We start from the raw sequence: 4652 nt of genomic DNA, 5'->3' as shown, positions 1-4652 counted from the left end.
CGCATGTGCGCACGGGCGCACCCCCATCCGGGGGTGCGCCCGTTTTTGTGTGCCCGAACGGGTGCGCCGGACGAGTCCTCTCGCAGCGCGTGTGAGCGCGCGTGTCGGCATTGATGTCCGGCCGATCCGGGACGGCCCGAATGGGTACCTATGACCGTCACAGTGGCGCGCGACCGTGGCCGCGTTTGTCCGGGCGCCTCACCGCGCCTGTGAGGCGTGCGCATCCCCCGCACTGTCCGGTCCACCCGGACGCCACGAACGGGCGCCCACGGCGTTCTGAGAGGCCCGCAGGGCTATGCCCGACGCGAGGCGGCAGGCGTACGCCCGAGCGGTAGTGATCTTGATGGGGGTGCGGCCGCGCGCACAGGTCCGCGCGCCGGGGCAGGCGTACGCGCGGGCTCGCGCCCCACAGGCGCGGATGCGGGTGAGCGTGTGCGCGCACACCCGGTCCTGCACCGGCGCACGCGCGCCCACCGGGCCTGAACGGGCGGAACGCCTGCGCACGCGCGCGTTCCGTGCGCAGGCGTCTAGCGCGCTTGCGCACCCGACGACGGCGCGGACACCGGGGCGAGACAGTCCATGGCCGGACGGCTGGCGCGACCACGCGGGTACGTGGGGCGCCGCGTGCCCGCGTGCGCTCGGTGGCGCGCCGTCGCGGGTCGGCGGCCGGCTGCGGGCGCACGGTAGGCCCGCGGTCGGATGTGGACGGGCGTCGGTGCGCACGCGTGCGTGGGGCGCACGGGCGGCGTGCGTGCGTTGCGCGTGAGCGCGCGTCGCGCGGGTGTGCGGTGACTTGGCCAGGGATTGACAACTTTCGGGGTCTGTGGTCTGATTCCCGGCGTTCCTGTCCGGTCCGACCGGACAGATGGGCGGGACGCAAGCGGCACGCAACATGCGTGGCCCGCGCAGAGATCCCGCATCCCACACCCACACGAAACGCCCTCCGGCCAGGTACGGCCGGAGGGCGTCGCTCATCCCTGGAGGTTCCCCATGCCCAGCGCGACCGTGTCCGCCCCTGGTTGGACGGCCACCCTCATCAGCCCGCACACCAACCCGCGTCTGCACGTGAACATCGGCGCCACCACGCTGCGGCTGCGCCTGGACCTCGGCCGCCTCCAAGCCCGGCAGCGGCGCAGCAGCTCACTCGTGGGTGCGGCCATCACCGAGGCCGTGCTGCTGCTACGACGCCACACCGGCTGCGCGCCGACCGGGCGTTGGGCCCGCGGGTCCGAGGACCGCAACGCCTTCACGGTCGCGATCGAGGAAATGCCGGGGCGCTGCGAGATGTGCGTGCACGGCTGCGGTTGCCGGGTCGGTCACGGCGGCTGCGGGCACCTCGGCTGCCCCGGTGTGCGAGCGCGCGAGCTCGCCGACTCCTGCCCGGGTGTCGCGGTGCTGACGGCGCGGCCGCGAGCACGGGGCCTGCGCACCCGCCGCTGACCGGCGCTGCCCGGCGACAACCGGCCCGCGCACGGGCCGGCGGTCGTCGAGTGGTGCCGGACAACCCCTGTCCGACATCCGAACTGCCCGGTCAGGCACGGCCGGGCACGATCATGCGGAGGTTCCCCAACCATGTCCACCAGCGAAGATCAGGCCCACGCGCAGACCTTGGCGTTCACCGTCGGTCAGCCGGAGTTGCTGGCCGCGCTCACGTTCGCGGGTAAGGCGCTGCCGAAGCGGCCGAACGTTCCCGTGCTCACCGGCGTGGTGCTCACCGGAGACGGGCAGACCGTCACCGTCGAGGCGTTCGACTACGAGCAGGCGCGACGGGTGGTACTCCCGGGCGCGACCTGCACCCGGCCGGGCAGCGTGCTCGTAGCCGCGTCGAAGCTGACCGAGATGGTCAAGGCACTGCCAAAGGCCCGGCCGTTGACGCTCGCCGGCGAGTCCGTGAAGGTGCGCCTGTCCAACGGCAAGACCACGTACACGATCCCGACGATGCCGATCGAGGACTACCCCGCCCGGCCGGACATGCCGCCGACCGTCGGCATGATCGGGAGTTCGGTGCTGGCAGGGCAGGTCGCGCAGGTGGCGAAGTTCGCGGGGACCGACGAGACGCTGCCGATGATGACCGCCGTCCGGTTGAGCGCCGAAGGCGGGCGCCTGTCGCTGGAGGCCACGGACCGGTACCGCCTTGCCGTGCGCGACTTCGATTGGGCGAACGAGGTCGACAAGTTCGCCGCGCTGGTGCCGGGCAAGCTCCTCGCGGGGGTCGCGAAGGCGTTCGGCAAGACCCCGGGCGCGGTGGTCACTCTCGGCTACGACGACAGCGGGTACAACGCGACGTTCGGACTCGAAACCGACCACGTCCGGGTGGTCACGCGCACGATCGACGGCGCGAACTACCCGCCGGTGCGGTCGCTGATCCCCCAGCACGCCGTGCTGGAGGTCGACCTCGACACGGCCGCGCTGGTGGAGGCGGTCAGACGGGTCGAGGTGACTGCCGAGCGAAGCACTCCGGTGATGCTGCGATTCGCCGATGACGTGCTCACGCTCGAGGCCGGCACGAGCGACGACGCCCGCGCGAGCGAGGTACTCGACGAAGAGTGCACTTTCGTCACGATGACCAGCGCGGCCCGCGCCGAGGCAGTGAACACGCTGATGAAGGAGGCTGCGGCCCAGGCGCGCAAGCGCCATGCCCGTGATCCCAAGGAGGTGCGAGACCAGCGGGTCGTCGAGGCGCGACAGCAGGTCAGCGAGGATTTCGAGCGGGCCACCGGCATGACCTTGGGCGTGAATCCGAGCTATCTGCTCGACGTGCTCAACGTCGGTGCGGCGAGGGTGCGGATGCGATTGGTCGACCCGTACAAGCCGTTCTTGATCGTGCCCCTGGACGCGGACGGCGCGCCGGTGCCGGGCGTCACGAACCTGCTCATGACCATCCGGATCACGGGCGGGGCAAGCGAGGCGCCAGAGCAGCCCGCACCGCCCGCGGTCGCCAGTGCACCGGCCACCGATGCGCAAGCAGAGCGTCCGGCTGAGACGGCCAGCCAATCCGGCGGCGCGGACGGGGCCTCGGAGGCCCGGGAGGCGCCCGTCCCAGCGGTGATCGGCCAGACGGCGACAGCCGCCGCCGAGGCGGTCCTCGATCCGGAGGAGCCGCACATCTTCCGGCGGGCGGTCGAGGACGGCACCAAGCCGAACCCGTTCACCAAGTGCACGTGCGGCCGCATCCGCAACGCAAAGGTCCACGGCGGCAAGCAGGCGGCCGCGAAGGCGGCGGAAGCGGCGGGCACGAGCGGGCAGGCGCCGGCGGTGCCGGAGGGCCCGATCTGGATGGCGGTGCTCCAGCTGGCCGCGCGGGTCGACGGTCGGATGGTCACGGAGGCGACCGAGGACGGCGCGCGCAAGGCCGTCGAGCAGTTCGGCCGGGCCCTGGTCGTGCTCGTGTCCGCCGACGACAACGGCAAGCGCATGTATGTCGGCGCCCGCTCACGGGAGGACGCCGATCTGATGCAGCGGGTGGCGTGCGCGTTCGGGATTCCGGCGCACACGGCACAGGGCGTGTGGCCGCCGCAGGGCGGGAACGAGTCGGACGGCGCGCAGGCGAAGGCGGCGGAGCGCTCGCCGGTGATCGTGGACGGGGAGCCGACGTTCGACCCGCGGGCTACGTCGCTGGAGGCGTTCATGAAGCTGGGCACCGGGGACTTCGACGGTGCGCTGGCGCTCATCGCGACGGCGATGCAGGTCACGCCGGAGCATCGGTTCCACGACCGGCAGCACGACCGCACGTACGGATGGGCCGAGATCGAGCGGGCGATCCTCGCGAAGCAGGCGGAGGCGGAGATCCAGGCTGAGGCCGAGCGCGACGCGCTTGCCGACATCGCGGCCCAAACACCCATGCAGGCGGCGACGGCCGCCGGCGCGAGCGCGGACGGCCCCGGGCCGGACACCGAGGGCGAAGAGCCGCAGGTGTCCGCGCGCATGGTGCAGGACGAGGACGACGAGCCGGAGCCCCAGGCGGTGGCGGCGCCGCGCGAGAACACGGTGATCACACGATTGCGGGAGGCGCTGGCCGGGCAGCCTGACGACGTTATCGAGGCGGCGGTCGACGCGGCCGTGGCCAAGATGCAGACGAAGGTCGTCGCCGCGGCACCCGCGTCACGGTTCCGGCCGCCAGCACCGGCGGCCAAGCGGCCCACCGCGCACACCTCCCCGGCCGCCGCCACGGTAAAGCCGCAGGCCGTGCCGACTCAGGTCACGGCCGCAGCCGATGACGTCGCCCGGTGGCAGGCGTTCGGAATGGTCCCGCCGATCACCCTCACCGGCGAACGGGTGTTCGTCCTGCCCGCCGGAACGCGGCTGCGGGCGCTGCGCAAGGCAGTGGTGGACGCGATGGCCGAGGCCAAGCGCAACGCCACGATCGCGGCGGTGCCCGCCGTCGAGGCGGACAAGAGCGCCCGGCCGTACCGGCTGCGCATCCGATTCGCCGAGCCGGGCGCGCTGACGGCGGCGTCCGCCCTGGTCAACGACGCCGTGGCGGCCGCATTGCCGGACGTTCTCCCGGCCCGCGCCGCCGCCTGACCGGGCACGACAGCCGAACCCCATCCCCGTGGGGGGGGCGGGCCCGCCGGCCCCGGGGGGCGGCGTTCCACCCACACACGAAGGGTCAACCAAAGGGCAAACCAGCCCGCCACCGGTGTAAATGTAAA

Annotated in this window: 2 protein-coding genes; both read left to right on the top strand. The window is 72.9% G+C overall.

Annotation, left to right across the window (positions count from 1 at the left end; translation table 11 throughout):
* Positions 1 to 990 precede the first annotated feature (990 nt).
* A complete protein-coding gene (locus AB0F10_RS44295; RefSeq protein WP_360640363.1) occupies positions 991 to 1440 on the top strand; it encodes a hypothetical protein in 450 nt (149 codons plus the stop codon).
* A 132-nt stretch (positions 1441 to 1572) separates the two neighbouring features.
* On the top strand, positions 1573 to 4524 hold the full coding sequence (gene dnaN, locus AB0F10_RS44290; RefSeq protein WP_360640360.1) for a DNA polymerase III subunit beta: 2952 nt from the start codon (positions 1573 to 1575) through the stop codon (positions 4522 to 4524).
* The last annotated feature ends 128 nt before the right edge of the window (positions 4525 to 4652 follow it).

Origin of the sequence: Actinoplanes sp. NPDC026623, from assembly GCF_040638275.1 — a bacterium.
Taxonomy (GTDB): Bacteria; Actinomycetota; Actinomycetes; order Mycobacteriales; family Micromonosporaceae; genus Actinoplanes.
Note: the sequence above shows the minus strand (reverse complement) of the source record. Positions and strands in the feature narration are given on the sequence as shown.

Excerpts from the sequence above, each read along its gene's own strand:
- AB0F10_RS44295 (WP_360640363.1), top strand. The coding sequence starts at position 991 with ATGCCCAGCGCGACCGTGTCCGCCCCTGGTTGGACGGCCACCCTCATC.
- dnaN (WP_360640360.1), top strand. The coding sequence starts at position 1,573 with ATGTCCACCAGCGAAGATCAGGCCCACGCGCAGACCTTGGCGTTCACC.